The organism is Cohnella thailandensis, assembly GCF_014212135.1.
Taxonomy (GTDB): domain Bacteria; phylum Bacillota; class Bacilli; order Paenibacillales; family Paenibacillaceae; genus Cohnella; species Cohnella thailandensis.
In genome coordinates this window covers 209,979-234,605 of sequence record NZ_JACJVQ010000006.1, presented here as the reverse complement: position 1 = coordinate 234,605, position 24,627 = coordinate 209,979, and the positions used below count along the sequence as shown (strand labels likewise).

General features: G+C 53.7%; 24 protein-coding genes. 11 read left to right on the top strand and 13 right to left on the bottom strand.

The window, feature by feature from the left end; translation table 11 throughout:
• Positions 1–101: 101 nt before the first annotated feature.
• Complete coding sequence (locus H7B67_RS09015; RefSeq protein ID WP_185119476.1) at positions 102–578, top strand: hypothetical protein; 477 nt, start codon at positions 102–104, stop codon at positions 576–578.
• Positions 579–1,071: 493 nt separating this feature from the next.
• On the opposite strand, the gene H7B67_RS09010 is transcribed toward H7B67_RS09015, so the two are convergent.
• On the bottom strand, positions 1,072–2,136 hold the full coding sequence (locus tag H7B67_RS09010; protein ID WP_185119475.1) for a permease: 1,065 nt from the start codon (positions 2,134–2,136) through the stop codon (positions 1,072–1,074).
• 117 nt (positions 2,137–2,253) lie between these two features.
• Positions 2,254–3,801: an ATP-binding protein gene (locus H7B67_RS09005; protein ID WP_185119474.1), complete on the bottom strand. Its 1,548-nt coding sequence runs from the start codon at positions 3,799–3,801 to the stop codon at positions 2,254–2,256.
• Positions 3,802–4,023: 222 nt separating this feature from the next.
• Between H7B67_RS09005 and H7B67_RS09000 the strand changes: the two genes are divergently transcribed.
• The 3 genes from H7B67_RS09000 (at position 4,024) to H7B67_RS08990 (ending at position 6,368) form a co-directional block, all read left to right on the top strand.
• Positions 4,024–4,389: a DoxX family protein gene (locus tag H7B67_RS09000; RefSeq protein ID WP_185119473.1), complete on the top strand. Its 366-nt coding sequence runs from the start codon at positions 4,024–4,026 to the stop codon at positions 4,387–4,389.
• Between the two features lie 134 nt (positions 4,390–4,523).
• Positions 4,524–5,312 (top strand): helix-turn-helix transcriptional regulator, encoded by a 789-nt coding sequence (locus H7B67_RS08995; protein ID WP_185119472.1) that lies wholly within the window; start codon positions 4,524–4,526, stop codon positions 5,310–5,312.
• 102 nt (positions 5,313–5,414) lie between these two features.
• Positions 5,415–6,368, top strand: coding sequence for an aldo/keto reductase (locus H7B67_RS08990; RefSeq protein WP_185119661.1), 954 nt, complete (start codon positions 5,415–5,417; stop codon positions 6,366–6,368).
• Between the two features lie 54 nt (positions 6,369–6,422).
• On the opposite strand, the gene H7B67_RS08985 is transcribed toward H7B67_RS08990, so the two are convergent.
• Both H7B67_RS08985 and H7B67_RS08980 read right to left on the bottom strand, forming a co-directional pair.
• Positions 6,423–6,755 (bottom strand): antibiotic biosynthesis monooxygenase family protein, encoded by a 333-nt coding sequence (locus tag H7B67_RS08985; RefSeq protein WP_185119471.1) that lies wholly within the window; start codon positions 6,753–6,755, stop codon positions 6,423–6,425.
• Between the two features lie 48 nt (positions 6,756–6,803).
• Positions 6,804–7,994, bottom strand: a complete 1,191-nt coding sequence (locus tag H7B67_RS08980) for a macrolide family glycosyltransferase (RefSeq protein WP_185119470.1) — start codon at positions 7,992–7,994, stop codon at positions 6,804–6,806.
• A gap of 342 nt (positions 7,995–8,336) precedes the next feature.
• Here H7B67_RS08980 and H7B67_RS08975 point away from each other — a divergent pair, with 342 nt between their 5' ends.
• On the top strand, positions 8,337–8,873 hold the full coding sequence (locus tag H7B67_RS08975) for a dihydrofolate reductase family protein (protein ID WP_185119469.1): 537 nt from the start codon (positions 8,337–8,339) through the stop codon (positions 8,871–8,873).
• Between the two features lie 8 nt (positions 8,874–8,881).
• On the opposite strand, the gene H7B67_RS08970 is transcribed toward H7B67_RS08975, so the two are convergent.
• A complete protein-coding gene (locus H7B67_RS08970; protein WP_185119468.1) occupies positions 8,882–10,021 on the bottom strand; it encodes a 5-methyltetrahydropteroyltriglutamate--homocysteine S-methyltransferase in 1,140 nt (379 codons plus the stop codon).
• A 210-nt stretch (positions 10,022–10,231) separates the two neighbouring features.
• On the opposite strand from H7B67_RS08970, the gene H7B67_RS08965 reads away from it, so the two are divergent.
• The gene (locus H7B67_RS08965; RefSeq protein ID WP_185119467.1) at positions 10,232–11,728 is read left to right on the top strand and encodes an MDR family MFS transporter; all 1,497 of its coding nucleotides are present in this window, start codon (positions 10,232–10,234) and stop codon (positions 11,726–11,728) included.
• A gap of 42 nt (positions 11,729–11,770) precedes the next feature.
• Here H7B67_RS08965 and H7B67_RS08960 read toward each other — a convergent pair whose 3' ends face one another.
• Together H7B67_RS08960 and H7B67_RS08955 are read right to left on the bottom strand one after the other, a co-directional pair.
• The gene (locus tag H7B67_RS08960; protein WP_185119466.1) at positions 11,771–13,108 is read right to left on the bottom strand and encodes a sensor histidine kinase; all 1,338 of its coding nucleotides are present in this window, start codon (positions 13,106–13,108) and stop codon (positions 11,771–11,773) included.
• A complete protein-coding gene (locus tag H7B67_RS08955; protein ID WP_185119465.1) occupies positions 13,105–13,791 on the bottom strand; it encodes a response regulator in 687 nt (228 codons plus the stop codon). The genes H7B67_RS08960 and H7B67_RS08955 overlap by 4 nt, the downstream gene beginning before the upstream one ends.
• Positions 13,792–13,978: 187 nt before the next feature.
• On the opposite strand from H7B67_RS08955, the gene H7B67_RS08950 reads away from it, so the two are divergent.
• Together H7B67_RS08950 and H7B67_RS08945 are read left to right on the top strand one after the other, a co-directional pair.
• Positions 13,979–14,503 (top strand): hypothetical protein, encoded by a 525-nt coding sequence (locus tag H7B67_RS08950; RefSeq protein ID WP_185119464.1) that lies wholly within the window; start codon positions 13,979–13,981, stop codon positions 14,501–14,503.
• Positions 14,500–14,892, top strand: a complete 393-nt coding sequence (locus H7B67_RS08945) for a hypothetical protein (RefSeq protein ID WP_185119463.1) — start codon at positions 14,500–14,502, stop codon at positions 14,890–14,892. The genes H7B67_RS08950 and H7B67_RS08945 overlap by 4 nt, the downstream gene beginning before the upstream one ends.
• A 78-nt stretch (positions 14,893–14,970) precedes the next feature.
• Here H7B67_RS08945 and H7B67_RS08940 read toward each other — a convergent pair whose 3' ends face one another.
• The 3 genes from H7B67_RS08940 to H7B67_RS08930 all read right to left on the bottom strand — a co-directional run bounded on the left by H7B67_RS08940 (position 14,971) and on the right by H7B67_RS08930 (position 17,593).
• A complete protein-coding gene (locus tag H7B67_RS08940; RefSeq protein ID WP_185119462.1) occupies positions 14,971–15,387 on the bottom strand; it encodes a DUF1259 domain-containing protein in 417 nt (138 codons plus the stop codon).
• Between the two features lie 50 nt (positions 15,388–15,437).
• Positions 15,438–15,857: a DUF1259 domain-containing protein gene (locus H7B67_RS08935; RefSeq protein WP_185119461.1), complete on the bottom strand. Its 420-nt coding sequence runs from the start codon at positions 15,855–15,857 to the stop codon at positions 15,438–15,440.
• A gap of 107 nt (positions 15,858–15,964) precedes the next feature.
• Entirely contained in the window at positions 15,965–17,593 is a 1,629-nt protein-coding gene (locus H7B67_RS08930; protein ID WP_185119460.1) for a GMC family oxidoreductase N-terminal domain-containing protein, read from the bottom strand.
• A gap of 194 nt (positions 17,594–17,787) precedes the next feature.
• Here H7B67_RS08930 and H7B67_RS08925 point away from each other — a divergent pair, with 194 nt between their 5' ends.
• Positions 17,788–19,065, top strand: coding sequence for an MFS transporter (locus H7B67_RS08925; RefSeq protein ID WP_185119459.1), 1,278 nt, complete (start codon positions 17,788–17,790; stop codon positions 19,063–19,065).
• Positions 19,066–19,088: 23 nt separating this feature from the next.
• Here the strand turns inward: H7B67_RS08925 and H7B67_RS08920 are convergent, their stop codons facing one another.
• Positions 19,089–19,889: an SDR family NAD(P)-dependent oxidoreductase gene (locus tag H7B67_RS08920; protein WP_185119458.1), complete on the bottom strand. Its 801-nt coding sequence runs from the start codon at positions 19,887–19,889 to the stop codon at positions 19,089–19,091.
• Between the two features lie 220 nt (positions 19,890–20,109).
• Here H7B67_RS08920 and H7B67_RS08915 point away from each other — a divergent pair, with 220 nt between their 5' ends.
• Both H7B67_RS08915 and H7B67_RS08910 read left to right on the top strand, forming a co-directional pair.
• Entirely contained in the window at positions 20,110–20,952 is an 843-nt protein-coding gene (locus tag H7B67_RS08915; protein WP_185119457.1) for an MmyB family transcriptional regulator, read from the top strand.
• Positions 20,953–21,073: 121 nt separating this feature from the next.
• Positions 21,074–22,510: an HD-GYP domain-containing protein gene (locus H7B67_RS08910; protein WP_185119456.1), complete on the top strand. Its 1,437-nt coding sequence runs from the start codon at positions 21,074–21,076 to the stop codon at positions 22,508–22,510.
• 69 nt (positions 22,511–22,579) lie between these two features.
• Here the strand turns inward: H7B67_RS08910 and H7B67_RS08905 are convergent, their stop codons facing one another.
• A complete protein-coding gene (locus H7B67_RS08905) occupies positions 22,580–23,224 on the bottom strand; it encodes a cysteine hydrolase family protein (RefSeq protein WP_245363182.1) in 645 nt (214 codons plus the stop codon).
• Between the two features lie 34 nt (positions 23,225–23,258).
• Complete coding sequence (locus H7B67_RS08900) at positions 23,259–24,620, bottom strand: uracil-xanthine permease family protein (RefSeq protein ID WP_185119454.1); 1,362 nt, start codon at positions 24,618–24,620, stop codon at positions 23,259–23,261.
• Between the last annotated feature and the right edge of the window lie 7 nt (positions 24,621–24,627).

The window sequence follows — 24,627 nt, the reverse complement described above, 5'->3', positions numbered from 1 at the left end:
CGAGCCTGTAAATCGTTCCCTAATTGATTTCGTTTTATTCAGTCGATTATTAGGAAAGACTAGTTCGGTATTCCATCTTTCCCGGAACGCGGTGAAATCTTGTGGTTACAGCCGTTCTCGCTGCCGTGTTTGTGTTGCTTGCGATCGTCTTACGCCGAGTCGATAAACTTCCGATGACGACCGTCATCCCTTTGTGGCTCTTCATCGACCTTATCTTCGGGCTTACATTCAACTCGATCATCATGAATCTGCAGGACATATCCAAGCCCAAGACCTTCGACTCCTTTTTCTCATTCCTGCTGCTGCAAACCCTGTATTTGCCCTTGGCGGTCATTCTCATCCTTGCCATCTATCCTGCGGGGAAACCAAAGTCCCTTCTTAAAGGAATAACGCTTGTTCTGGGAAGTTTTCTCTTGTGGGGAGGCGAAGCCGTGGCGGTGCGGATCGGCATCGTTACTTACGTGAATTGGAGCCCGTGGTATTCCCTTCCCCTATGGCTGGCGCTCCTGTGCCTGTCGCTGGGCTTCTATCGTTTCTTGAATTCCGGCTTCCTGCAGAGGGGAGGCAAACATGCTTAAGCTGCCCTTATGTTTCGATAAGAACGAGTGGTTCGTTCTCGTTTCTTTGTTAATCTTGCTGATCGGCTTTATCGCGGTTCCCAAAGTCATGTCCAGAAGCTTGACCGTAACGGTCCTATTGTATTTTGCCTCGCTTGGATTCACCGCCGATTTGATTTTAGGAACGGGTTATATCGTCGACTTCTATAACATTATGGACTCATCGAAGCTCGAGCTGTTCGATGTGTTTATCTATTTTATTAATTATCCTATATACGGATATTATTTTACGTATTTGATTTATAAATACGAAATGAGGAAGAAGCGGCTCTTCTTCCTCATTCCTGCGTGGTGCTTAACAACGGTTCTTCTGGAGGCCCTATCCGTCAAATTTAACGTGTTCGCATACTTGAACGGATGGAACATAGGGTTCTCGGCCTTGGTCTATTTGTTCGTCTTCTCGCTTAGCGCGATTATCGTCAAGCGGCTCTCTCGTCTTTGGGCCGATCGGGGATTACAAGAAATACGACCCGACCGCGCCGCCCAAAATTCCCGCAAGGATGACGGACCCGATCACGAGAAAAATGACTTTGCGCGGAAACGACTTGGCCACCATTAGAATCGAAGGCAGGCTGATCGCGGGAAGCGTAAGCAGCAGCGCCGCGACGGGACCTGTACCGACGCCGGCCGCCAAGAACGATTGCACGATCGGGATCTCCGCCGCGGTCGGAATCACGAAGAGAGCTCCCATGACCGCGAATAAGACGAGGATCGCGAAGCCGGAGCCTTCCGCAACGGGGAACATCCAAACCTTCAGGGCGCCTAGCAGAAGAACGGCCGCAACATAGGCAGGCACCACCTGCAGCAGCATGATGCCCAAGCTTTTGGCCCATCGTACGAGGAAGGATCCGGAATCGTTCGAAGCCGGCTGCCGCATGGCCTCCGGAACGTCGACCCCCGCGTTCCTCGTCATGCGGTTGGCCAAGTACCCGGTTCCGAAAGTGACCAAGATGCCGAAGACGATCCGCAGCGCGGTGAATTTCCAGGACAGAACGAACGTCATAAAGATCAGCGTCGCCGGATTCAGCAGAGGGTTCCCGAGCCAGAACGCGATCGCGGCCCCCGGGGAGACGTTGCGGCGGCGTAGCCCGGCCGCGATAGGGGCGGCGCAGCACGTGCACATCATGCCCGGCAGCGAGGCGATTCCCCCGTAGAACACTCCGCTGGTCCGGCCGCCTCCAAGCACGCGTTCCAGCCAGCGTGCCGGAATGAGCACTTGCACCAGAGACCCTAGCAGGATGCCCAGCACGGCCGCCTTCCAGATGGATTCGAAATATTTCTTCGCGTACTCCCACGCGCCGCTCCATGTCGGATTCCCGACCTGGCCGGACGGATCTCCCAGAATGGACGATCCGATCGAATGCGTATCTGCCGAAGTCAGCGCTTTATGATAATACGGCGACCATTTGACGTACATCAATCCCGCTGCGGCGATTGCGACGAAGAGAATGACCATCGCGACCGTCTTCGCGGTAGTATTCGGCTCGGGCTTGATGTTCAGCCCGCTCATTTGAGACATTCGATATCCCTCCGATTGCATGCTTGGCGCTATAACCTATTGAATTATAGCACAGGCGATATCGATCGAGACGCGTTTCCATCCTTTGTCGGATCAGGAAACCGGCGACCCTAGCTCTCAATGCGCGGTCAGGTGATCCACCAGCGCTTGCTGCAGCGTCCCTTTCGTTTCGGCCTTTTGCTCGAAGGACAAGCCGGACCGAATCATCATCTTCACGATCTCCGGCCTGAGCCCGGTGACGATCGGACGGCAGCCCATCATCTGGATCCCGTCAAAGACGTTGATAAGCTGTTTGACGACATCGGGTGCCATCTCGATCACGCCCGACAGGTCCACGATTAACGTCTCGATCCGGTCATGGCCGATCTGGGCAATGATTTTGTCTTCGATGGCGTTGGCCCTGAAGCCGTCGATCGTGCCGATCAAGGGAAGAATGGAAGTCGTCCGCGTGAGCGGAATAATCGGGACGGACAGATCCGCCACCATCTCCCGCTGTGCCCGGATCAAATCGTCTTTGAATTGGGAATAGCTGATAAAGAACTGATTGAGGAAGAGGTCTATTAACTGGTTGATGCTCTTCTCCAAGCTATAATAATGTTCCTTGTCGTCGTTACGGTCGCTCATGCGGTCGTAATTGTACAGGAAATCCCACAGGACGCGCCGGACGGCTTGAATCCATTCCAGCTTAAAAGCGAGGGTTAACGAATGCTTCGCCCAAGTAACCCCTTCTTGCTTGGCGAAGGCGATCACCTCGTACTCTTTCCCTTCGATGATAAACAACACCAGCTTATGGGCGTTATCCAACAAGTCAATATTGCCTATCGCCAGGATCTCGTCGATTTTATCCCGAACGTTGACCGCTTCCAGCAGCAGCCGCTGTTCGAAATGATTTCGATTCGCGATGAAAAAATCTTTTAAGTCCGTCGCCGCTTCCAACTCCAGATAAACCACCTCTTTTAACTTCATGCTCCTTGTCCCTTTGGGAAAAGCGATGGTAAATTGGGTTCCGGCGTTCTCGGCGCTCTGAACATCGATAGACCCATTGTGCTGATAAATCACGGAGAAAACGAGAGTCAGTCCCATTCCGGTGCCGTTTTCCTTCGTCGTGAAGAAAGGCGTGCCCAGCATGTTGAGCTTTTCCTGCGGAATTCCTACGCCGGTGTCCCGGATGCGGACGATCACCTCGTTCTCCGTCGACAGGTGCTCGATATGGATGGAGCCCTTCTCCGGAATGGCTTCGAAGGCGTTCTTCAGCAAATTGAAGAACACCTTCTTCAGTTGGTTCCTCTTGCCGAAGATGTAGGAGCCCGGATCCCGCAAATCCTTATGAACCGCAACCCGATACATTTGGTCCTGGAACAGCTGCGTCAAGGACTCCAGCTCCACGGTCAGATCGATCGATACGTAAGGCTCGTCCTCCAGATCGGGCTTGGACACGTGAAGCAAATTTTGCAAGATGTCGATCGCGTTGCCCAGCTCCGACTCGGCGATTTCTATGTATTTGATTTCATTTCGTTCTTTTAGCAGCTGCAAAAATCCTTTGACCGCCGTCAGCGGGTTTTTGACCTCGTGGGCGATACCCGCGGCGATTTGCCCGACGGATGCCAAATGGCTCAAGTGGGTTTCGTTTCTTTTGTTGTCGATAGAGCCTTCCTTTTCCCGCATCCCGAACGATCTCCGATCTATCCTAATGCTGACATAGGAGCATAGTAATGTATTGGACCTAACTTACTTATAGTATACATAGTCTCCAAGAACTTTTACTAGACAGAATAGGCCGAAAATTGCAAATGCCGACTCGCTGAGGTCTTCTTGTCACGTCCGTTCGTTCTCAAACGTCAGTCCAATAAAGACCTTAAATATTTATAGTTTAGAGGAGGAATTCGCTTGTTTATTTTCTCGATCGTCCTTCAGAGCTTGTTGTTGGCGTACTATCTCTTCTCGGGAACGGCCAAAGTCGTCGGGGCCAAGTACTGGGCCGATATCTTCGCGCACCTCGGGTTGTCCCGGGGATTCCGCGTCTTGACCGGTTTCGTCCAATTGGCCGGTGCCGCCGCGCTCTTAGCCGGCTACTGGTACGGCTGGGCAACCGCATGGGCCGGCGTATGGCTTGGAATCACCATGCTGGCCGCTTGCCTGGTCCATCTCAAGGCCCGGGATTCTTTCGGCCAAACGGCGCCCGCGCTCGTATTCGCCGTATTGAACATCGTTATCCTAACCATCAACTGGAGCGATCTGCCCGATCTCTTCTGATCAGGGCGCACTAAGCAGAGTTCTGACCGACAAGTTGAGCGAAGAACCCGTAAAATGTTATCGTCATTCTAAGGCGATTATATGTAAGGGGCGGTGATCGACTTTTGACTGTTGCCAGCAGCAAAGCAAAAGCGATGGGAGTATTTCTTAAATCGCGAAGGGAGCGGCTTTCACCGGAGGATGCGGGCTTGGAATTCGCCCACGGGCAGCGGAAGACGCCGGGACTAAGGCGCGAGGAAGTCGCCGTTCTGGCAGGCGTAAGCGTCACCTACTATACGTGGCTGGAACAAGGACGGGATTTGACCCCATCCAAAGACGTGATCGACAGCATCGCCCAAGCGCTCCGATTAACTTCGGCCGAGAAGAGCCATTTATATCAGTTATGGAACCCTCATGCAGCCGAGACGCCTCTTGCGGCCCCGGCCGCCGCGGACCCGCAGATGCAGAGGATTATCGATCAATTGCCTTACCCTTCTCATATTACCAATGAGAGGTGCGAAGTGCTCGCTTGGAACAAGGCGGCCCAAGAGGCGTTTGCCGACTTCGCCTCCATTCCCGTCCAAGAACGTAATTTCCTGCGGATGTTGTTTGAAGATACGGATATGCGGCATCGCATCGTGAACATAGAAGAATTCGCGAGTTATTCGGTGGCCGTGTTCCGGACTTATTACGATAAACACCGGGATGATCCTTGGTTCGAGGCGACGGTGGAGCGTCTGATCCGGAACAGCGCCGAGTTCGAACGACTTTGGAGCCAGTACGACATTCAACTCAAAAAAGTCAAACGGATTATTTTGCGGCTCCCCGGCGCCCATCAGCCCGTTCCTTATGATATCCATTCGTTGGTGAATCCGACCGACCGGCCGGATATTCACATCTGCATTTACACGCCGACGATAGAGGATCCGAATGCTGACCGTTAAAATTATTACTAGTAAAAACGTTGTGTGGTTGCCTCGGCAAGGAACGATTAGAATGGGCTCATGTTCGATCGATCCTACGTTAGAAATGAGGGGAACCCTATGCTGCAACAGAGGAAACTAGGTAATGAAGGGCTTGAAGTGTCGGCCATCGGCCTCGGAACGATGATGATGCCCGACAACGACGAATCCGTGCGCACCATTCAAGGAGCATTGGATGCGGGCGTGACGATGTTCGATACGGCCGACCTTTACGGGTCGGAGTTCATGCTCGGGCGTTTCGGGGGAAACGAAAAGCTTGTTGGGCGCGCGCTTAAAAGCCGACGCGATCAGGCCATCATTGCCACCAAATTCGGAATTACGCACGGGCAAGGCCCGAAAGGGGACCCCGCCTACATCAAGAAATCCGTTGATGCCAGCCTCTACAGCCTGGGTCTGGATTACATCGATCTCTATTACCAGCATCGCCCCGATCCGAATACCCCCATCGAAGAAACGGTCGGCACGATGGCTGACCTCGTTAAGCAAGGAAAGATTCGATACATTGGATTATCGGAGGCTCCGGCCGATCTGATCCGACGAGCTCATGCCGTGCATCCGATTACCGCGGTCGAAACCGAATTCTCGCTTTGGAGCAGGGAAGTGGAGGATGAGGTTCTACCGGTTCTTAAGGAGCTGGGGATCGGCCTGGTTCCTTACAGCCCGCTTGGCCGCGGCTTCCTGACCGGACAGATCAAGAAATTCGAGGATTTGCCGGAGGACGACTATCGGCGCCATTACCCGCGGTTCCAGGGCGAGAACTTCGCCAAGAACGTTGAGGTCGTCTCTCTCATCGAGAGAATGGCCGCTCAAAAGGGCTGTACCCCCGCCCAATTGAGTTTAGCCTGGCTTCTGGCGCAAGACGAGCAGATCGTTCCCATCCCGGGAACGAAGCGTTTGGACCGCGTGCAAGAGAACCTTGACGCGCTGCAAGTGACTCTGACGGCCGACGATCTGGCGGAGATTGAACGCATATCCCCCAAAGGCGTGGCCGCAGGCAGCCGCTTCGGCGCCTTCTGAAGACTAGACATACGACCCTTCTACGCCAAAGTAGAAGGGTCGTATCTTTTCAGCTTACATTTCAAAGAAATTGTCGCGTTCGACTTTGCATACTCTTAGGCCGAATCGTTGATACCAAACCGTCTTTCCCTTTTCCTGCGCCACTTTGTGCATAGAGTGTTCTTTCCAATTCCGAACGGCCTCCAAGGATTCCCAATAGGAAACCGTAATCCCAAGCCCGTCCTGGTCCCGATCGCTGCTTTCTATGCCTAGAAAGCCGGGTTGCGTCGCGGCCAGCTCAACCATCTTGTCGGCCATTTTTCCGTAGCCATGATCGCCGCTAGTTCGTTCGGATGTGAAAATGACCGCATAATAAGGGGGTTGAGGAGTTTTGGCAATTCCGCTCATAGGTCCCTCCGATAAAGAAAATAAGTTCATTCGGGTATACCCATTATATTACCGCACGTATTCCAAAATCTCATCCGCCGCTTGAGAATACCCGCCCGAATTCCTCAAGGCTTCGCCAATTCGGGAGGCGCATTTCGTATAGGAGGCGCGGCTTAACGCTAGATCGACGGCCTCGCGCAGTCGAGGGGCAGTCAGTCCTTGCATAGGCAACGGGATTCCCGCTCCGACCTCGGCGACCTGCCTCGCAATGACCGGCTGATCCGCGCCTTGCGGGATTACGATTAACGGGACGCCGTAATAGAGACCTTCATGGGTACTGTTCATTCCCCCATGCGTAATGAATAATTTCGCGTGCTTCAGGACATCCGTTTGCGGGACATACCCTTCTACAATGAAGTTTGGAGGAATCTCCCCTAGCTCGGAACCTTGGACCTTATCCCCGATGGCCATAACAACCGAATAGCCCGAATTCCCTAATGCCTCCAAACAAAGCCTGTAGAATTCGACGGCCTGGTTAAACACGGTGCCCAGCGAGATATAAATAAGGTTCTTCCCCTGGATTGCGGCAAAATCGAAGTTCCCGGAGGTTAACCGCGCTGAGAGGGAAGGGCCAACGAATTTATAAGATTGGTCGAAGGCTTCCCCATGAGGTTGGAGCTCCTTTATCGTATAAACGATGGTAAGCGGTGCGGGATTGCAGAACGCTTCGTAAGGAGAACGGATCTCTACGTCGTAGTTTACCTTCAGCCTTTCCGTCAAGCTTAGATACTTATCGTATATCGGTTTAACTATATCGGCAGGGACTTCCTCGTAGAACGATTCCAACTGGCTATCGAACGACTCCTCGGTCTGCGCAAAAGAAGTACAGGAACTGATCGCGGGAAGCTTAAGGATCTGAGCAAGCAGACGTCCGCAACCGAACATGGAATCGTGGACAACGTAATCGAAATGTTCGCCTCGGATCTGTTCGAGAACGCTTGGCAGGACGACATCCGCGGTTAGCAACAAGCCGTTGATTCTCTCGAGCATATAATTCCGTCCTCCCGAAATAAATGCCCGGACAAAAGCTTGGCCGTCAATGGTTCGCGCGGAAGCTCCCGTCATCGCTATGCGTTCCCTATAGGCTTCTACGCAGAAGTACACGACCTCTTCTCCGCGCGAAACGAGCTCCCGCACGACTCCAAGGGTCGGATTGATGTGTCCCTCCGATCCCGTATTCACAAATAATACGCGCGCCATGTCCACCGCTCCTTCGTGTCCCTGCATTTGCTGCTGCATGAGATCTTAATAGGATATCCACTTATTATACAATAGCCGACCCGCTTAAATTTGATCCACTTCCGTTCCGCGGGCCCTTCGAACCCTTTCGGAAATCCCCTCCGGTTTACGTGTATCATTTCCTGCATGAAATATACTATATAAAGAATATTCCAATCAAGGTATACCCCGGAAAGCCCGATGTTCCAATAGTTCATTTTTTGAAACTATTGCACTTAAATATAACTACTTTTCAAAAGTATCGCGCTCGATTACGATTTGATTCAAGCAAAGCACACCATTACGAATGCGAGGAATCTACTTATGAAAACCATTCTGTGGGCAACTTTAACCGCTAACGGCAACTATGCGCAATCCGGACCCGACAACCCGCCGACCCAAGAAGCATTAAGCGACTTCGCGGAACAAGCCAAAGCGGCGGGAAATTTCATTGTCGGTCGTAAGACGTTCGAGGGAATGCAGGATCCGAGCAGGGTCTCCCTGGAGGAGCAGACAAACGCGGAAGGCCCCTTCGCCGGGATGGACATCGTGGTGATGTCCAAGAGCATCCAAGCCATCCCCGGTCTGACGATCGCGGGATCGCCCCGGGAAGCCTTGGACTGCCTGCGGCAAAAAGGCCATAAAACCGCGCTCGTCAGCGGCGGCGCGGACATCCACAATTCGTTTCTCGGCGAAGGCCTTGTAGATGAACTGATCTTCAATGTAGCGCCCGTGGTGGAAGGGAAAGGATTGAATCTTCTGATCGATAAGGATAACTACCGGTATAAGAAAGTGAAATTGCTGGACTGCAAGCCTCTCGGCGGCGGTATCGTTCAGCTTCGCTATGGGATCGACAGATAAGGATTGGATTACCTCCAGATCTCCTCTGCGATTTCTTTAATGAAAGCAAGCTTGCGCCATTGCTGCTCCTCGGTCAGGTGGTTGCCCTCCTCCGTTGAAGCGAAGCCGCATTGCGGGCTCAGGCAAATCCGGTTCAGATCGACGTATTGCTTCGCTTCCTCGATCCGCTTCAGAATGTCCTCCTTGCTCTCAAGCTCGCCGAATTTGGAGGAGAACAGGCCAAGCACGACCTGCTGGTTGTCCTTCAGGTAACGAAGCGGCTTGAAGTCGCCCGCCCGCTCGGTATCGAACTCCAGGTAGTAACCGGAGTAGTTATTGATGCCAAGGAGCGTTTGCGCGATCGGCTCGTAGCCTCCGCCCACTCCGGCATAGGTCGAAACGTAATTGCCGCGGCATACATGCGTCGTGACCACGAGATCGTCCGGCAGCCCGGAGACGACTTCCTCGTTCAGCTTCGCGAATTCGTTCGCGTATTCGGCCACGTTCACGCCGATCTGCTTCATGAAGGCCATAAACTGTTCGTCGCAAAGCGCTCCCCACGTGCAATCGTCGATTTGGACGCTGCGGCAGCCGGCTTGATAGAGGTCAAGGATCGCCGCTTTGTAGGCCTTGGCCATATCCGAAAGAAGCTCTTGCCGGTTCGGGTAGACGGCCTTCGTGCTCTCCTGATTTTCCGCCCGGTCCAGCTCGAACAGGAACTGCGCGGCGGCGGGAATCGATTGGCGCGCAACGACGTCCTCCCCTGCCACTCCCTTTAGGAATGCATAATGCGAAACAAAAGGATGGCCGCTGTACCGTATTTTGCCGGTCAGGCGAGCCGTCTCCGGTCTGGATTGGGCGCCGTTGAATCGGTAGCCCTGATCGATGACCGTCCGTTCCACGCCGTCGAATCCCCAGAAGAAGTCCAGATGCCACCAGGAGCGGCGGAATTCGCCGTCGGTTACGGCTTGAAGGCCGACCTCTTTTTGTTTCTGCACGAGCTTCACGATTTCGGCATTCTCGACTTCCTTCAACTGTTCGGCGTCGATTTCGCCGTTCTGGAACTTTAATCGTGCCTCTTTCAGCTCGCGTGGGCGCAGGAAGCTGCCGACGATATCGTATCGAAATGGAGTTGCGGTTCGTTTGCTCGGTTCGGTCTGGGTGCTCATAAGTTAAATCCCCTCGGAAAATGATTAGTAAAACGAATATAGCATATTCGATTCCCTATACGGTTCTACGAATAAATAATAGCTTGCTATAGCTATTGGCTATAACGGATTCCGTTCTTCCTTGACATACAGTTGTCAACAAGGGCAGCTTATGATGGTTTCAGATGATGGTTCACCCATCAATTCAGGGATAAGGAAGGAATGGAACCTATGACAAACAAACTGGCGGCCATCGTCGGAGGACTATTGCTCGCGATTCTGATGGCGTCCATGGACAACACGATCGTCGGGGAGATGGGGGGCCTCGACAAGTTCGTTTGGGTCACTACGGCGTATATGGTAGCGGAGATGGCGTGCATGCCGATCTTCGGCAAGCTGTCCGATATGTACGGGCGCAAACGGTTTTTTATCTTCGGAATCGTCGTGTTTATGGCCGGCTCCGCGTTGTGCGGAATGGCGCAATCCATCGTAGAGTTGAGTATCTTCCGCGCCGTACAAGGGGTCGGAGCCGGAGCGATGGTCTCCATTGCGTTCACGATTCTGTTCGATGTCGTGTCGCCCAAGGATCGCGGGAAGATGATGGGGGCATTCGGCGCGGTGTTCGGGTTGTCGAGCGTGGTCGGTCCGCTGCTCGGAGGGTACATCACCGATCATCTCGACTGGTCGTGGATTTTCTACATCAATTTGCCTTTGGGCTTTATCGCCTTGCTGATGATTGCTTTGTTTTACAAGGAGTCGGCAGAGCATTCGCGGCAAAAAATCGATTGGGCGGGTTCCATTCTGCTCGTCGGGGCTGTCGTCTGCTTTATCTTCGGACTGGAGCTGGGCGGCAAAACGTATGCCTGGGATTCCCCGCAAATTATCGGACTGTTCGCCGGATTCGCGGTTCTGGTCGCCTTGCTTGTCGCGGTAGAGAAAAAAGCCGCCGAGCCGATCATTTCGTTCGGCTTGTTCCGCAGCAGACTGTACGCGACCAGCAATCTGGTCGCCATGCTCAGCGGCGCGGCCTACATGACGGCGGCGATTTTTATTCCGATCTACGTGCAGGGCGTGCTGGGCGGCTCCGCCTCCAATTCGGGGCTGACCTTATTGCCGATGATGGCCGGTTCGGTCGTCACCGCGACGCTTGGCGGGTTCCTGATGACCAAGCTGCAATACCGTACCATTATGATGGGGACGTTAGCGATCCTGCTGATAGGCCTTGTTCTTCTCTCGCAAATTACCGCGGATACTTCCCGCCTTCTCATTACGGCGATCATGATTCTAATCGGCCTGGGGATCGGCGCTTCCTTCTCGGTGTTAAGCACTTCCGTGCTCCATTCGTTCCCGGCGACTCAACGCGGGGCGGCAAGCTCGACTTTGAACTTCAACCGCTCGCTCGGCATGGCGCTTGGCATTACCGTATTCGGGATTATCCAAAGCCACAGCCTGCTGTCGAAGCTCACCGAATCGGTTGGCAAGGGCGATATAGCGGTTCCGGCCGATTTGAACCTAAGCGATCCCCATTCGCTTCTGAACCCGGCGTTCCGCCAATCGATCGATCCTCAGCTTCTCGATACGATTACCGCCGGGCTGTCGAGCTCCATCGGAGCAACCTTCGCCTGGAGCCTCATCCCCGCCGGTTTGGCGCTGATTGCGGCATTCCTGATGACGAAGGAGAAGATGGATCCGGTCGCCGAAGGCGAACAAATCGCAACCGCGCACTAATTCGTCTTGCGGAGAATCGGCCGAAAGCTTACCCGTGCGCATTTATTGTTGACGATACGGCAGCCGAATCCTAAAACGAGTCCCATGATTAACCTCGCTATCGACATGAATGCTTCCCTGATGGGATAAGACAAATTGCTTGGCAATGGCCAGCCCCAAGCCCGTTCCTCCGCTATTTCGCGCACGCGCTTCGTCGGCGCGGTAGAAACGATCGAACAGATGCGGGAGATGCTCGGCAGGGATCCCGATACCGGTGTCTTGCACGATGATCGTCAGCCAATCCCCATCCTTCTTCAAGCGGAAAAAGATACTCCCTTTGCTTGGCGTATAGCGGATGGCATTCGTAAGCAAGTTTATCAGGACTTGCTTCATTCGGTTCGGATCCACGAATAAGGTCGTTCGATCCGTGGCTACCTCCAATTGCAAAGAAATATCCTTCTCCTCGGTTAGAGGCGATAGGGCTTCGCAGAGACGACGCGCTAAATCGGCCATGTCGGTATCCGATTTGTTTAAGGTTAACTTCCCTGCTTCGGCCAAAGATAACGTTCTTAAATCCTCGACCAATTGGTTTAATCGAATGAGCTCGTCTTGCAGCGGCAATAGCATCTCGGGGGCGACGGATTGCCCCTTCTGCTGCAATTCGTCCAGCTTTCCTCCAATAATAGTAAGGGGCGTCCTCAGCTCATGGGCGATATCCGCCGTCAGATTCCGCCGCTGCTTCTCCGCTTGCTCCAATTGCGTCGACATCCGATTAAACGCGCCCGCTATTTTCCCGTACTCGTCGTTAACGTTGACATGAGCTTGTACGCCAAGCTCTCCTCTGCCAAGCCGTTCGATGGACGGGAGAAGCGCCCTCAGCGGGGAAGCCAGCCACTTCGATAATTGATACGCGATAAACAGGGCGATGGCCAGGAGCACAATTCCGCTTCCGACCAAGACAAAGACGACGGATATCGGAACTCCGATCAGGATTTTATTGAAATTGGCGATCTCCGGGTCATAATAATAAAGTTGCCCTACCGAATCTCCTTGAACGACGATTTCTTGCTCAATCCCGAGACGGGCAATTAATTTCAAGGGCGCATTGCCTTGCCGGACAATCACTTGATGATCGCGGCTGTCCTTGACGGCGATGGACGGGTCGTTCTGCTCGATATCCTTCAGAAGAGGGACAAGCCCGATTCCCTCCCAGGATTGTCCATGGCTCGAATAGTAATCCTTCAGCTCGGAGACGAGCATAGCCACTTCTTGTCCTCTAGACTCATCGATAATGACGTCGATCGACCGCTTCACCACGAGGTGGGTAAGGGCGACATAAACCGCGCTGATCCCCACGATCGTTAGAGCCATCGTTAAGAATAGCTTCCAATGGAACTTCATGGTTGGCCACCGAACCGATACCCGAATCCGTAAACGGTTTCGATATATTTCGGGCTCGAGACGTCGTCCTCTATCTTTTTGCGCAAACGGCTGATATGGGCATCGACCGTTCTCTCCACGTTTAGGAAATCGTCATCCAGAGCGGCTTTCAATAATTGCAAGCGGCTGTAGACGATACCCGGTTTAACCGCCAGCGTTAACAAGAGCTTGAATTCGGTAGGCGTCATGCCGATCTCTACCCCCCGCTTCCACGCGCGGCATTCCGGGATGGAGATGATCAAGTCGCCTCTGATCAATTGATCATCAATCTCGGGATCCCCGTTCAGTCTGCGCAACACGGAGCGAATGCGAGCCAATAATTCTCTCAACGAGAACGGCTTGGTGATATAATCGTCCGCTCCCACCTCCAGGCCGATGATCTTGTCGACCTCATCCGATTTGGCGGTCAGCATAATAATTCCTACGCGGCTGTTCTTGCGCAATTCCCTGCATACGTCGAGCCCGCTCATGTTCGGCATCATCCAGTCCAGGACCACCAACGCCGGCTTCTTCTCCTTCGTTAGGGCAAGAGCCTCCGCTCCCGTCCTGGCCGTGACGATTCGATAACCCTCATTCATTAGGAACGAGCTCATGAATTCAAGAACCTTCTCTTCATCGTCTACCAATAAGATCGTATCGGACATGGCGCAGCCCCCTTTTCCCATAACTCTTGTCATTATAGCCGAAGATTTCAAGATCGACGTCGATATCACCGTAATCGCAAAGCATCGTCATAAGTTCACAACATTTCTTTGCTAAATTAAATGGCGCGGGGATACGCAGCGTTATTCGGACACCGACAAGGTCGAAGCGAGGGGGATTCATGACGACATGGCCTATAAACTTGGTCAGAAGAAAAAACAACTAGTAGTCGCTATCCACGTTATTGCGGTTGCCTCATGGATTGGCGGGACGCTTGGAATGATTCTGCTGGCCGTTTATTTGCAAAGCGCCGCTAATGGGGAACAGCTGGCTTATACGTTATCCAGCATGGAAGTGATCGACGAGAACCTGCTGAAATATCCGGCACTATTGACGCTGCTTACGGGTATTCTGCTGTCATTATGGACGCAATGGGGATTGGTCAAGCATTACTGGATCGTTATCAAGCTGGCTCTCACCGTGATTACGATCCTGCTCGGAATCTTCTTTCTGGATAATTGGACAGCCTCCCTGGCGGATCTGATTGCCGATATGGAATTCGCGACCTTGCAAAGCCAGACCTTCCAGTCGACATGGTTGTCCATCCTTATTATGGCTTGCTTTAATTTATTTTGCCTTCTGCTGATGGTCTTCATTACGTACTACAAGCCATTCGGGAGGATTAAAAAGGGGAAAGGAAAGGACCGTAAATGAATGCAAAAGAACTTGTGAAAGCTAATTGGCCTCTTATGATTGGTTTAGGCGCTTTAGCGCTCATCAGGCCCGTCTTGAAGATCACCGGAGCGATTGAATACATCGGCCAACCGTTCGGCAGCATCCTCATGACGATTCTGATCTCCTTGGCGTGGCTGACGATTGTCTTGGTTAGAAAAGTCCCGAATCCCATCCCTATCCTTATCGGCGCGGGATTGAGCTATGCGTTGTTCGCCATCTTGCTTAGCGGTATCTTATCTCCCATTCTTGACGGGAAACTCGAAGGCCCGCTGACAAACCCTCTGGCGCTAGTGAGCGTATTCGCGACGAATGCGATATGGGGACTCTTGATCGGCGGAATGGCTAATGCAATAAGACGTAATAAATAATGCCGTGAAACCAACGGCAAAGGCCATCCCATGGCGGGATGGCCTCTATTGGGAATATTGAACGTAATCCGCCCGCGATTAACCCAAAAACGCGATGGAACGTTTTACTTTTCTCGCGAAGGCAATGGGATTATCGATCGATTCCCAATGGATATACATAAGACGCGGATTCTCGAACAGCCAGTGATTGTGGAGTGCCGTTACTTTGATTCCGTTCTTGCGAAGATTGGAAAGCAGCCGGTTCGCTTGATTTTGGAACAGCGCCGTCTCCCCCAGACAGAGTGCGCGTCCCGAAGAGTCCAAGGACTCGAACGAGAACAGCTGGTATCGGACCAAAGGGGACGTGGTGCGTCTTCCTAAGATTGCGGCGTTGACCCTCCTGTTTCTAGTGACGAAACAGACCGGTCCCTTCGTAATTTCATGCTCCGTTCCACCTAAAATAGACGAGAATTGGTTGCATAGCCTTATAAATTGCGGGCTGGCTTTCACCGCCATACGTATCATCCTCCCATAGTTTCTTAACCTATATAGTCATTGCTCGGCCATTAACCCAGAAACGCAATGGAGTCTTTGGTTCTTCTGGCGAATACGACAGGATCCATGATGGCTTCCCAATGCATATACATTAAGCGAGGATTTTCTTTGAGCCAGTGGTTATGAATCGCGGTCACTTTAATCCCTCGTCTGCGGAGATTCGAAATCAATCGATTCACCTGGTTCTGATGGACGGCCGTTTCGCCCAGGCAAAGAGCGCGACCCGATCTGTCGAGAGATTCGAACGAGAACATCTGCATTTGAACGAGAGGAGATCTCGTTCTCCTGTTCAAGATCGTTTCCCGGAGATTCGTCATCCGCGTGACAAAACAAACCGGACCTGCCTCGATCTCCGATTCGCCCCCGAGAATTCTCCCGAATTGGGCACAGAGTCTTCTGAATTGCGGACTCACCTTCACATGTCCTGCCATATGGCTCCTCCTTTAGTCGTGTTCTGGATAAGCTATGTTCCAGGGAGGAGATTTGAATTGGACAAATTGCACGCTTCCAAAAAAAAAACGCATCCGGGCGGACGCGATTATTCCTCGTTAGTTTCTTGCCGTATAGGGATGGTCCGGCGTTTGGGATTTTTGTTCGACTGCCGTTTAAGCTGCCGGGCGATCGTATAACCGATAAGAAAAGCCGCTGCCGAGGTGTTCCCGTCGACGGTAAACGGAATAATGGACGCATCCGCTACGATTAAATCCTTTACCCCATGAACGCGGCCTCGTCGATCCACGACTCCTCCTTTGGTTAAAGGGGCCATACGCAAGGATCCTTGTTGATGGTGGTTATGCTCAAAATTTTGTTTAATAAATTCCTCCAATCGGGAATCGTCATCGATCACGTCCAACGTCGGTTCGACTAATCGATAGGAAGGATCGATGGCTTCCAGCTTCGCCGCGATATCCTTAATATAAATTCTATAAACATTTTTAATCGATTCCAAATCGTCCGAGTTCACCAGAAAGCCTTCATCCGCCAAGGGTATTTTTAAAGGATCATTGTTCTGGATCTTAATGCTTCCTCGGCTTCTAGGACGCAACCATAAGATCGCGATGTTCAGCATTTCGTCAGCGGCTATGCCGACAAGTTGAACGGCCCGTCTGTGGGGATTTCGGCCGGAAGGGTCCGGCAGGAAAGCTCCGCCCGTATATAAAGCATCCGGATCGCTCGGGGGCAAGGCTCGATCGGCGGGATTAGTTGTGAAAGCGGCAAAGTTGAGCGTGTGGTTTCTTAATTTCTTGCCTACATTCGGATTATCGAATACGACAGGTATGCCTTTATCCTGAAGAAGTCTAGCGGGTCCGATGCCGGACAGCATCAATAGCTGCGCGCTATTGATTCCGGCCGAAATAATTACCTTCTTCCTAGCGTAAACTTTAAGGCGCTTGCCTGCCTTGAGGAGCTCGACTCCACTCGCGCGTCGATTCGAGAAAAGAACGCGGAGCGCGGTCGTCTTGACGAATACCCGCAGCTTCCTCCCTTTAACGCCGCGCCCGGTTGGGAGCATAATATCCGGCGATAAGAACGCTCTCGACGAGCTCTCTCTCGTTCCGTCCGGATTCTGATAAAGCTGCCAACGCGTAAACGGTCCTAGCGGAGTACGGGGATCATTATAGTCGACGATCTCCGGATACCCGGCAGCCCGTTCGATGGCTTCCGTTAATTTATCGGCCATCGTCGTCGGAGTTCTCGGTGCCTGCCGGATGTCTATTCGCCCTCTATATCCGCGAAATTGCGGATCGTCCGTTTGGCCGTTATACTTCTCTAATTTCTTGAAGCGAAGGATCGCGCGTTTAGGCGACCATAACGGTCCAAGCAGCTTCTCCCACTCTCTGAAAACAGCCGATGTAGGCCGCACGTATTGCTCCCCGTTAATGGATGAGCCTCCGCCCAGAAGCCGCCCCGTTGTCCATTCGAACGAGCGGTCATCGACCCCTTCTTGGGGCACTCCCTCTCCTTGCCAAAAATACTGAGGGAAATAGCTCTCTTCCAATTCCGGCGCAAAAGCGGAGTCTCTAATCGGCTTATCCTTATCGTTATTCTCGCCTGCTTCTACAAGAAGGACCGACGTCTTTCTATCGTCCGATAACGTTTTGGCTATCACCGCCCCGGCCGGCCCCGTTCCGATAACGATGTAGTCGAATAGGATTTTATTCCCCACCTTAACACCTCCACTAAGCTTATGTAGCCTATTTCCCCTCCCCTTCCCATGTGCCTGTTTCACAATAATTAAAAACCATCCTGCGCGGATGGTCTTCTCTGACGGCCTCAATTGTAAAAACCTTCATATTCCCGTATCCTGATTCTTATTGCACCTTATTCGACATGCTTCAAGAATCGAGGGCTACTCCCGCAATGAAATCATCGTTCTTGACCCGATCTTTCTATTGTCTGTTGACCACCCAAACGGCGGCGAATGCCGCGGATGTTCTCTATATCATGGCGCTTACGGTGCTGGTGCTGAACCAGACGGATTCGCTGGTATCCGCCGCGTTTATGCCGCTCATGCGCAGCGGCGCGCAAATGCTGAGCGGTCTGGTCGCGCCGCTGCTGATCAACCGCTTCAAGCTGACCGCCCTGCTGCTCCTGTCGCAGACGGGCCAGTTCCTGCTGTTCGTGTGCTTGGCCTCATACCTGCAGCTGATCGGCGAGGATTCCTCGCTGGTTCTTGTTTTATTGTTGGTCTTCAGCATGTCCTTCCTCGACGGATGGACGGTTCCCGCCCGCAATGCCCTCGTTCCGAGGCTTGTCGCTCACGAGCAGGGCCTGCTCAAGGCGAACGGCCTGATCAGCGTCAGCGACCAAGCGGTGCAGTTTGCGGGCTGGGGGCTTAGCGGCATCGTCGTCGCTTGGCTGGGCGCCAGTCACTCATTGCTGCTGACGGCCGTTATCTACGGGTTGGCGGCGGCTTTTACGCTCGGCGTCAAGGATCCGTCGGACGTCAATCCGGTTCGGCGGCAGACAGAGGTGCTGCCTGACGATAACACAGCTTCTTCATCGTCCAAATGGCACACCCTTACCGAAGGCTGGAAAACGATATGGAAAACGCCCCGCCTACGGTTGCTTACGTTCATGGATATGATCGACATGCTGGGCGGATCGGTATGGATCGGAGCCTTTACGCTTGCCTTCGTTCAAGTTGCGCTTGGGCAGGGCGAAGAGTGGTGGGGCTTCATTAATGCGGCTTATTTCGCCGGGACGGTCGGCGGCGGATTGCTGGTGCTTGCGCTGGCAAGGGCGATCGGCAACCGGTCGCTGGCCGCCATGCTGATCGGCATGGCGGGTTACGGCGTCCTGACCGCTTTCTACGCGCTTACCACCCAGCCATTCATCGCGCTTATCCTTGTGCTGTTGATGGGCCCGTTCGCCGAGCTGTCGATCGTCAACCGCCGAACCTTGATTCAGCGAAGCGCGGCCCCGGAGCTGCTGCCCAAAGTGCTGTCCGCCCAGGCTTCTTTGCTGCATCTTACGTTCTGTATCTCGCTGCTGGTCATGGCCGGCCTAGCCGAGAAGTTCGGCATCGTGAATCTTTATCTGTCCGCGGCAGGCCTCACCTTATTGGCGCTAGCGGTTGGCTTGCTCGGCAGAAGGGGCTTCCACCGGGCGGCTGCCCCGGAAGCCGTTAACGAATAATCTTCCGAACATCGCGTTTTAGCCTATCCTTGCCTTTTGGGGCGCGACATGCGTTCCATAATCAAGGCCACCTGGCGCCTGCTAAAAAAACGGATCGATTGGGCCATCAAGTAATTGTTACGGCCATCGATGATATAGCTGCGCCCCTGATCAATCCCGCGAAATCCGGCTTGTACGACCCTTTCCGGGGTCGAGAGCTTCTGGCCCGCGGCCATGTCCTGGCTGCCGACCGCATCGAAGAAGCCCGTCTCGGTTGCGCCCGGGCACAGCGCGAGCACGCGAACGCCCCGTCCGCGCGTCTCCGCCCATAGCGCTTCGGAGAAGGACAATACGAATGCTTTGGTAGCCCCGTAAACGGCCGAGTAAGCGCAAGGCATAAACGCGGCCATCGAAGCCACGTTGACGACGATTCCGTCCTTCCGCCTCAGCATATCGGGCAATAACCGGTGCGTAAGGTCGACCAGCGAAGCCGTGTTCAGCCTAATCTCATCTTGCTCGCGCTCCGGTTCTATGTCCTCGAAAAGGCCGTGAGTGCCGACGCCAGCATTGTTGATAAGAATGTCGACCGACAAGCCGAGTCCCGAGAGTTGCTCGGCCAGTTGACGCGGGGCATTCGGTTTGGACAAATCGCATGCCAACGCATGAGCCTGTACGCCGTATTGGCGATTGATATCCCTAGCCAATACGTCCAGCTTATCCTTGGAGCGCGCTGCCAGCACGACATGACAGCCTCGCGACGCCAGTTCTTTGGCATACGCTTTCCCTATTCCGGACGAAGCGCCGGTGACTAAAGCCAGCTTGTTCTTATAGATATACTTGTTCATGAAACGAAACCCTCCTATCGATGACGATCCTCTGTCGTAAGTAATCTTAATCGTAGCGTCGATAAGGGGGGTTAACCACATCCTGTTTATCCTATTAACAAGACTAACAGCATCCATTCTCGACTAAAAATCCGTGTCGTGGCAACAGATGCTAAGCAGCGTTTATAATGATCGTATAAGATTGCGAATGCTCGCATAGGAAGAATCGGAGGTGCCCTACGTGAAAACAAATCGCAACTCATCCGCTTTGGGCGAATTCATTAAATCGCGCAGGGAACGGCTGCAGCCTTCAAAAGCGGGGATTAAGCCTCTTCCCGGACGGAGACGCACCCCTGGGCTACGAAGAGAGGAAGTCTCCTATCTCGCTAATTTAAGCGTCACTTACTATACTTGGCTGGAGCAAGGCAGAGAGGTTAATCCTTCGCCGGAAGTGTTGCTGAATATCAGCAACGCGTTGATGCTGGACGAAGACGAGCGGAAGCATCTGTTCGATCTGGCCAATATGGACCCGGCGAACGCGGGTGCAGCGCCAACAAACGAAAGATCGGATACCGGATTTCTGCAATCGATCGTGGATCAATTGCATTATCCTTCCTTCGTGACGGACGAAGGGACGGATGTCATCGTCTGGAATCGGGCGGCAGAACGGGTCATAGCCGATTTCGGCAGTCTGCCGCAAAGCGAACGGTATATGATGAACATTCTGTTTTGTCATTCGGACTACCGTCAAAGACTGGTGAATTGGGAGGCGTATGCCCAATACTCCACGGCGATGTTGAGGGCGAACTTAGAGCGTTACAAGGATAATCCGCTATACATGGAACGGTTGGAACGTTTGAGAATGGAAAGCAAGGAGTTTGTTCATTATTGGGAGCTCTATGAAATCAAGCACAGGCGGGTCGCGACCGCCTTAATCCGTCTTCCGGACTCGCAGGAGCTGGAGTTCGTGATCCATTCTGCTTCCGTAGTCGATAACGACCCGGGCCTGCATTGGTGTTTCTACGTTCCTGTGCCCGGAACGGGCACCGAAGAGAGGTTATTGCGTTTACTGGAACGGGAATAGTTTAATAGGAATGGCTTTCCTTCCCTATAAATAAGGGCGGTATACTCGGCAGGAATCGACACAACCCGTGTCGAATCTTGAACACAGATCAGCAGCCTATATATGGAAGGTGGGAATGAGGATGCCTCGTTCGACTCGCTCATTAATCGCCATGGTGTCAATAACCGCCGCCGCTATCCTTCTGGGATTTGCCTATCTTCTGACGTTCCCCGGACGCGATACGATGTGGGATCTCCCCCGCTTCCACTTTTACGTTCTCACTCCGACGCTCTTCGCACTGGCCATCAGCGCCATTGCCGTCGGCTGGACGGGGCTCCGGCTTCGGGATATGAGCGTGCTTATGCTGGCCTTGGCCATTTTTTCTCTCAATGGATTCTTTCTCATTCACGCGCTCTCGACCCCCGGGTTCCTCGTTCATGACCCCTACCACTTGGCGGGCGTAGCCTCGCAGATCGGAATGACCTCGTGCGCGATCTGGATCTACCTCTCGACCTTATCGTCCGACCACGCCTTCATGCGCATGGTGTCGAAGCATCGCAAGCGAATCGTCGCGGGTTGGGTAGCCTTCATCGTCCTTTTGAATATCGCTTCTCTTGCATACCCCGATATTTCCGAATTCGTCCCGATCCACATTACGCCGATTAATTATCTGATGGCGCTGATTACGGGCCTTCTGTATTTTTGGGCGGCCAAGAGATACTTTCAGCAATTTCGGCTCGTTCAATTTCCTTTGCATGCGGCCATCGTGTTCGGTTCCGTCCTGCTTATGATTACCGAACTCGTCATGGTCACCACCATGATGTGGACGCTCGCTTGGTGGTTGTATCATATCGTCCTCGCCGTGTCGGCGTTGATGCTGTTGTACGGCGTTATAGCCCAATATCGGTCGAACATCTCGATCACCCATGCCCTGCGGCAGGCCAATCGCCAACCGTCTTCGGATCCGCTTCGCGTCTTTATCTCCGGCAGCATGCATAACCTGATCGTCGCCACGGAGACCAAAGACGAATATACGGCAGGCCACAATTACCGCGTAGCCATGTACGGCTTGCAGCTGGCCCGAGCCATGAACCTGGATACGGAACAGATGCGGGCCCTCGCTAGGGGCGGTCTCATTCACGATGTCGGGAAAATACGGATTCCCAGCGAAATTCTGAACAAGCCGGGAAAATTGGATACGCATGAACGGACCGTGATCGAGCAGCATCCCGTGATCGGATACGAGATGTGCAAATATATCGGCTTCATGACCGAAGAGCTGTCCGTCATCCGGCACCATCACGAGAAATGGGACGGGACGGGCTATCCGGACAAGCTGCGAGGCGAAGAAATCTCGCTGCTCGCCAGAATCTTGGCCGTCGCGGACGTATATGACGCGCTGACCTCGCGAAGAGCGTATCGCGATCCCTGGCCACAAGAACGCGCGTTGAAGGCGATCGTCGAAGGCAGCGGCACCCACTTCGATCCGGAATGCGTCGCCGCCTTCGCCGGGTTATGCAATAGAGGAGAGTTGATCGACCCCGAAGCTTCGGGGCAACCGTATGGGAGAGCGATATAAAAAGGCAGCCACAGGCATCTCAGATAACGAAGACGGCCCCTGATTCGTTCAAGGGCCGTCTTCGGCTTTTTAGCTGCGCGTCTTCGATCGTATCTCTTGAATAATGTCGGCGGTCGGCGATACTTGCCCGAATTCGTAGGCAACGACCGTCAAGGTCACGCGTTGAATGTCCTCGGCGGAGACGTCTCCCCAGCCCATGTCGGGGTAATCCATGGCCGCGTTGCCGTCGCTGAGAAAAATCACCTTGTACTCGCGATGAGCGCCGTCGCGGACCGTCGTCTCGCAGCAAACATTCGTGACGGTCCCGCAGATAATGATCGTGTTGATGTCGTGCGCCCGCAGAATCGTATCCAAATCCGTATCGTGAAAGCCGCTGTAAAACAATTTATCGACGATGATGTCCTGCGGCTCGGGTTCCAGCTCCTCGATAATCTCCACTCCCGGCGTGCCGCGCTTCAGGATCTCGTTCACATTCGGGTACATATCCCGCATGCGGCCCGTATCGCTGCCGTCGCCCCTCACGATATGGCGAAGATAGACGACCGGCATTCCCGCGGCTCTGGCCGCTTGGGTAAGCTCCTTGATGTTGCCGATGATTCCTTCCGTCCGCGGCACATAGAGAGCGCCTTCCGGCTTGCAGAACACGTTCTGCATATCGACGACGATGACGGCCGTTCTCTCCGGCCGAATATCCCATTTCACTTTCGTTTTCATTGTCATTCCCCCATGTGTCGATTATTTGCGTCCCCTATACGGCCTCGCTCGTCGCTTCGGATAATCCCGTCGCGTTGCGACGCTCGAGCAGCGGGCGAATCCAGATGTTCACCACCGTATTCAGCACGATCAGCAGCACCACGCCGACCAGCATCGGCTGGGTAACGACGCTCTGAATGGCAAGCGGCAGGTCTTGCGTCAGTTCGGCCGGCAGGTACATCGTGCCCAGAGAGATAATGAAGGAAGAGCCTGCCACCGCAAGGTTCAGTTCGTCCCAGACGACCTTGCCGACCATCTGAATGCCGCTGATCGCGATTATGCCGAACAGGATCGTGGAGGCCGCCGACAGCACCGGCCCGGGAAGCGAGGCGATGAACATGCCTACCTTCGGAATGAGGCCTAGAATAATCGCGAGGATACCGGCCGTCATTGTCACGAACCGGCTGCCGATCCCGGATACGCGGACGATTCCGATATTCTCCGGGTAAGAGGTCGTGCCCAGACCGCCGAACACGGCACCGAGCGTGCAGCCGAAGAATTCTCCGAACAGGCCGCGGTTCACGCGGTCGTTGTCCAGCTTCTGCTTGCCCCACTTCGTCAGCAGCGTATACATGCCTACCGCTTCGGCCGAAGCCTGAAGGAACGCGAGCAGCATCAGGATGACAACGGGAACGGATACGCCGAATCCGAAGGGGAAGATCTCCGGGAAGCTGAACCATCCGGCCGTCGTAACCGAGGAGAAGTCGGTCGTGCCGAAGATCGAATAGAAGATCGTACCGGCAATGATCCCCCACAGCAGCGCGCCGCGGCGCAGGATGGTATTGCCTCCGAAGACGAGCAGCGCCAGCACGCAGATCACGGTCACGAGGGAAGCGATAAAGTTGATGCCCGTATCGGCGCTGCCGAACCAGTTTTTCAGTCCGATATCGGCAAGCTGCGCCCCGATGATCACGAGCAGCGTACCGTAAACGATCGGCGGCGAGATAAATTTATTCACGTAGCCGATCAGACCGAATCGGCGGATCGGAATGGACAGCAGCATAAAGATCAATCCGGCCACCGCCATGGAGCCGAACGCCGTCCCCAGTCCCACCGAAGCTCCCGCCGACATGACCGCGACGAAGAAGGCCGCCGTCGGCCCCTGCACGACCGGAAGCCGCAGCATCTTGCCAGACTGCAGGACGGTAACGATCCCCGTGGTTAGAAAACACGCCTGAATCATATACCCGATAACGCCGGCATCCAAGCCGAGGGCCTGTCCGATTAGAACGGGGAACAGGAAGATGCCGGTTAAGGCCAACAGGTGCTGGAACCCGTATGTGATATTGGCGCCGAGGGACAGCTTCTCTTCAATGCCCACGGTCAGGACTTGTTCCTCCGAATGCGTGCTATGCATAATGATC